Source organism: Nostoc sp. UHCC 0870, from assembly GCF_022063185.1.
Classification (GTDB): Bacteria; Cyanobacteriota; Cyanobacteriia; order Cyanobacteriales; family Nostocaceae; genus Trichormus.
In genome coordinates, this window is sequence record NZ_CP091913.1 from 1,229,001 (window position 1) to 1,235,000 (window position 6,000).

A 6,000-nucleotide genomic window follows, 5' to 3' on the forward strand; every position below is an offset into this window, starting at 1 on the left:
GGTAAAAAAGCTGCCAATACTTCAGTAATGTCAGGGTTGCTCATCAAATACCATGTATGAGGATAAATCAACAATTCACCCTCCAATACATTGGTATTTTTCTTGATTTACCAGCACTAACAGCATGATTACCAATCAACTTTAATTAAGACACGACAAAATATTTAGTGATAGTCGAGGGAGAATTCCCGGCTCGTTCTATCTACCACTACCACGCTCATCTAAAAAATTAGTTACCATAATTTTGTTCTTGATTCAAAAATCGATGAAATATTCTTCACTAGCACATCTGGTGTATTTACCATCTACTCAGTTGTTGTCTGAGATCAACTAAATTGCGTATGATCGCGGTCATTCTGGCAGTAGTTGGATAAAAATTTAACTTGCTTTGTTTCAGAAATGCTTTTTCCGATGCTATTTAGCAAGTAGTGAGATTTTTTTAATACCTGCTTTTTCAGCAAATTAGACTAACGTGAGTCCACAATAAGTGCTTATAAAATTTTTGTATGTATAAAACATATTTTTCACGGAAATTCGCCCATTTACTTAACCCTATTTTTCTCTACAGTTATTTGCTAAAACATCCGGATAGTTGAACGCAAAAAAGCCAATGGGCAGAAATTTGGTAATGATTAATTCTGTATTAGCTGTCTAACCTGTCTTCGTACTTAAGTATTCCCAAACCAAATTCCGGATCTATACCTGTAAAGTTACTAATTGTTAATTTATGAGATAAACTGATTTAGCTTCTCTCCTGTGACAAGATATACTTATATTTGACTATAGATAGATGAAAACAAGAGTCATTTGATATAAATACTCTTGAATTTGTTAATAAAGATTTTGCCTAAAGTTTTTTACGTAAAAATACTAATTGGACATAATAAAAGCCGCGATCGCATCCTTGACTTTTGGACCACGATGATTTCTGGTGTAATAAGTACAGCCTTCCTCAATAAATTCGGATGCTGCATATATAAACTTCTCTACAGTCTGAGTTCTAGCATCATCCATCTCTTCACTGACTGGGGTTTGGGTAAACCTGTTGATTCTTTCATCTCTTTTCAAAAGAGTCCGAGTATCTTTGTAGGTTTCCTCTTGTTTAGATTTAAATTTCTCATTTAAGTCGAACTGAAGACGCAAATACCGTTGAGAGTTGTATCCGCCCATGATTTGCTGGCAAATGGTGCTACTAACCTCTGATGTCGGCTCCATGAATATATCAATTAGATGTTGCGCCCAGTTTATACCCCGCCAACTGTGGACTTGCTCAAACAGAAATGGTTCACCACTCTGACCTGTACCAATAGAAAGAATGGCAATGTCTTTTAAATCTACACCATCAAAATTATATTCTTGTTTAATCTTGGGTGAAATGGAGGATTGACTCAGCCTCATGACTAGACTAAGTGCTGCTAATGCTGGGTTATTAGCCCCGACACCACCATCAATGTGAGGAAATACCCAATCGCCAAATTTTTCTTTGTTAACAGGCTCTAATTTATAAGCTGGAAAGAATGTAGGTGCAGAGGCAGATGCAGTACATATCTGCCATAAGTAACATTCGTCATACCATCTAGCCCCCACATCTGGATGACAGTTAGTAAAAAATGTTGTATTCCGGTAAAGAGTATCGTAAGCCAAAATTAAAATCATCGGTTTGGCGATATCCTGGATTCTTTTGTAACCCAATACATCAGTTAAGACATCAATCAGCCCTTGATGAGAATATTTAGGTGGTGACAACGCCTCTAGCACTGGTTGGATGATACTTGGGAATTTCTTGTAGCGTTCTTTTTTATTCAGGGGGAATATCTGCTGACCCTGTTCTCTATATAGCTGAAGTAGCTCATTACTCTTTTTTCCTACAGCAATCCCGGCTGTTAAAATTGACCCCGTGGAAGTGCCAGCAATTAGATCAAAATATTCGTTTAAAGACTGACCTTTACGTTCTTGAATTTGTCGCTCCACTTCTTGAAGAATGCGTGCTGTAATCACTCCACGTATACCGCCACCATCCAAACTCAAGATTTTGAAGGACATTGCAATTCTCCTTAATAGTATTTTGTTTCTTGTTTTGGGTATAGTTTCTGACCTAGATAGACGTTAGCCAAGAGATTATTTGTTGAGATAGGGTGTAGAGATACAAGTTAGTAAACCTCTCAACCTAGTCTCAACAAATTACCTTTTCTGTAAGTTCTGCTGTGATTTGCACCAAGTAAAACTTAAAACGTCAGAATTTAACCTGGTTACACTATGGTCTAAATTTGTCCGATACGTAAAGGCTAGCTAATATTTGCTACACGAAACTTAAAGCTTGACCCCGCACTTCCGTATTCAGTTGACCTTGGTCATAGACAATTTGACCGCCGACAATAGTTGTTACAGCCCATCCTGTGAGATCCCAACCTTCAAAGGGACTCCATCCACACTTGGTTACTAGTTCCTCTCGCCGGACGGGGCGATATGTGTTCAAGTCTACCAGCACTAAATCGGCATCATAACCAGGTGCGATCGCTCCCTTGTTGGGGATACCATAAGCTTTAGCTACAGCCGTAGACATCCAGTTAACAACTTGAGCTACAGTACACTTACCCTCCATAGCCGCCGTTAACATCACAGCTAAGGATGTCTCTACTCCAGGCATCCCAGAGGGAGTATTGGGATATTCTTGGGCTTTTTCGGCTAAGGTGTGGGGGGCATGATCTGTAGCAATAAAATCAATCACCCCATCCCGCAAAGCTTGCCATAATACTTCATTATCGTGGGGCGATCGCAATGGTGGATTCATCTGCGCTAAAGTCCCAATCTTTTCATAAGCACTGGTATTGAGTACCAAATGTTGTGGTGTCACCTCCGCCGTTACCCAACTGGGTTTGTCTTGACGCAGTAATTCTGCTTCCTCAGCCGTGGACATATGTAAAATATGTAACCGACGTTGATATTTTTTAGAAAGTCTTAATGCCAACTGGGTTGCTAACAGTGCTGCTTGGTTATCTTGAATTTGGGAGTGAATTGCCAGATCGTGAATACCTGCAAATTCTTGGCGGCGTTGCTGGATTCTGGCTTGGTCTTCGGCATGAACCGCAATCAATCGCTCACCTTGAGCAAATATAGATTCCAGCACAGTGTCTTGATCAATCAGCAATTGACCGTGCATTGACCCCATGAAAATTTTAATTCCCGGTGTGGGCGATGCTGTCAGTAAATCTGGGAGGTTTTCTGCCGTTGCCCCAATAAAAAAGCCATAATTAACTAAGCACTTATTTGAGGCACGTTGTAATTTGTCGTCTAAAGCTTGCTGGGTAGTAGTTAGAGGACGGGTGTTGGGCATCTCTAAAAAAGATGTCACCCCACCTTTAGCACAGGCACAACTAGCTGTGAATAAATCTTCCTTATGTTCTAACCCTGGTTCGCGGAAATGCACCTGGGGGTCAATGACTCCTGGCAACAAAGTTAAGTTTTGTGCGTCAAGTTCTATTGCTGGTGTTGTCGTGGCAATTTTTGGTGCAACTTCAACGATCTGGCGATCGCGTGTCAATACATCTCCTACCATAAATTCACCATTGGGTAAGACGATGCGAGCGTTCCGAATTAATATACTTTGGGGCAATGGCATGGGATTAACAAGTTTCCTACGAGGATCTAAAGATGAAGTAACTTGACCGCAATTAGTCCTGATTTCCTAGATTTTTTTTATGCAGGGTGAAATAAGCACAAAAAAAACTAATGATGATGACTACTGAATCAAGTTTCTCCCATTAAAATTAACAAATATAGTATTCCTCAGAGAGTTAATTACCTGCAATTTTCCTTACTTCAATAATTTCATGCAAAATCAAGTGTCTGACAACAACTCTAGTCAACAACCCGATAATTCCTGGATCGCCGAGCTAGGTAGAACAGTTGTATTAAGTATCGTTCTGGCATTAGGTATTCGTACCTTTGTGGCGGAAGCACGCTGGATTCCTTCTGGCTCGATGGAACCTACTCTCCACGGCACTCCAAACCAATGGGAAGCAGACAAGATTATTGTTGATAAATTGAAGTACAAATTTTCCCAACCACAAAGGGGAGATATTGTAGTATTCTCACCTACAGAAGAGTTACAAAAAGAACAATATCATGATGCTTTTATTAAACGGATCATTGCCTTACCTGGAGAAACCGTAGCCATCAGGAATGGTCAAGTCTATATCAACAATCAACCCCTGAAAGAAGACAAATATCTTGACTCTACTCAGAAGACAGTGACTGATGTTTGTACATCAGGACAACAGCCACCTTTCTTAGCCAAACCCCAAACAATACCTCCTGATTCCTATCTAGTGCTAGGCGACAACCGTAATAGTAGCTACGATAGTCGTTGTTGGGGTGTTGTTCCTCGTAATAATATCATCGGTCGTGCTGTAGTCCGGTTCTGGCCACTCAACAATGTGGGAGAAATAGATAAATCACCACTTTATCCACAATAAATAGTTACCCATAGCAGTTGGGGTGAAATTCATCAGAATAGTTCATTGACCATCATAATTTCCCAATTAAGGTTTCACCCCGGCTATTTTATGGTTTTTATCGCTAAAAGAAAAATTTTATATTAGCCACTAGCTTGGAATTAAAAAAAAAATTAAATATTTATCTGATATAAACCATTGTTTCAATAGTTATTCCTAATCCTGCGAAAATTTTAAAGTTTAATGACTACAAAAAACATTGGTATTTTATAATACACAAATTAAAATAAGCTTCTAAATTGAGATAATAAATTATAAAATGTAATCCAACTTTTAGCTGAAAATTGACTTATTTATAAAACAAATGCAGTTAATTCTAAGCAATGCAAAGATTTAACTGCGTGAAAGCTGAAAATCCAGAATCAAGCAATCAAGATTTTTCTTTAATCTAAGACTTCTATTTTGAGTCACATAAAAGCATAATAGAAATGTGACTCATATCTTAGCCCCATTACAATCCTTAAAAACAGGTCGCTGGTTCAAGCTCATCTGCGGAGCTAGTTTCCAACACCTACCTACAGTCAGGAGTTTAACATTAGCCTACACTTTGGCAGGTGCTGACTGTATAGATGTTGCTGCCGATCCAGCAGTAATTATAGCAGTTCAAGAAGCTTTAGACGTAGCCAAGACCCTAGTTGGTGATGCCCAAGCGCGAGGCTTTGACTATCAAGGTAATTCACCGCTTTTAATGGTCAGTTTAAACGATGGAGAAGACCCTCACTTCCGCAAAGCCGAATTTGATCACGCGAAATGTCCCGAAGACTGCCTGAGACCATGTGAAAAAATTTGTCCAGCACAGGCAATTATATTTAACCGTAAACAAGATGATTTTTCAGGAGTTGAATCCCAGAAGTGCTACGGCTGCGGTCGTTGTTTGCCAATTTGCCCATATGATATAATTTATACAGAATCTTATATATCAACACCAACAGCGATCGCACCACTAGTAATATCCACGGGGGTAGATGCAGTAGAAATCCACACAAAGGTAGGGCGTTTAGCCGAATTCAAGCAACTATGGCAAGTAATTTCACCTTGGGCAGAACAATTAAAGATATTAGCCATCAGTTGTCCAGATAGAGAAGGAATAGTCAAATATCTTCAGTCTATCTACGACCTCATTTCTCCCCAATGTCAAGAAATAATTTGGCAAACCGATGGTCGTCCTATGAGTGGTGATATTGGAGACGGTACTACATTGGCAACTGTAAAATTAGGTCAAAAAGTTTTAGCAGCTAATTTACCAGGATATGTACAGTTAGCAGGTGGCACTAATAGATATACAGTTGCTAAGTTAAAAGCAATGGGATTATTAAACAGTGCTGATCACGAAAGCAAAAATCAGCACTACATTGCTGGAGTAGCTTATGGTAGCTACGCTCGTGTGTTAATTTCACCCATTATCGAACAGTTGGAAACCAAGGAGGTGAATCAAAATCATATCAAGGCAACTATCCGCCTAGAAGAAGAACCAGAGTTACTTTGG

Annotated in this window: 4 protein-coding genes (1 of these 4 cut by a window edge); 2 read left to right on the plus strand and 2 right to left on the minus strand. The window is 39.3% G+C overall.

The window, feature by feature from the left end; translation table 11 throughout:
- Nucleotides 1-870: 870 nt before the first annotated feature.
- Nucleotides 871-2,043: a patatin-like phospholipase family protein gene (locus tag L6494_RS05465; RefSeq protein ID WP_237992050.1), complete on the minus strand. Its 1,173-nt coding sequence runs from the start codon at nt 2,041-2,043 to the stop codon at nt 871-873.
- Between the two features lie 256 nt (nt 2,044-2,299).
- Nucleotides 2,300-3,619, minus strand: coding sequence for a dihydroorotase (locus L6494_RS05470; protein ID WP_237992059.1), 1,320 nt, complete (start codon nt 3,617-3,619; stop codon nt 2,300-2,302).
- Nucleotides 3,620-3,830: 211 nt separating this feature from the next.
- Here L6494_RS05470 and lepB point away from each other — a divergent pair, with 211 nt between their 5' ends.
- Together lepB and ldpA are read left to right on the plus strand one after the other, a co-directional pair.
- Nucleotides 3,831-4,475, plus strand: a complete 645-nt coding sequence (lepB, locus tag L6494_RS05475; protein WP_237992061.1) for a signal peptidase I — start codon at nt 3,831-3,833, stop codon at nt 4,473-4,475.
- 469 nt (nt 4,476-4,944) lie between these two features.
- Nucleotides 4,945-6,000, plus strand: partial view of a circadian clock protein LdpA gene (ldpA, locus tag L6494_RS05480; protein WP_237992066.1) — the 5' portion only. The gene runs 60 nt beyond the window's last position; only the first 1,056 of its 1,116 coding nucleotides appear in the window; its start codon is at nt 4,945-4,947; the stop codon falls past the right edge of the window.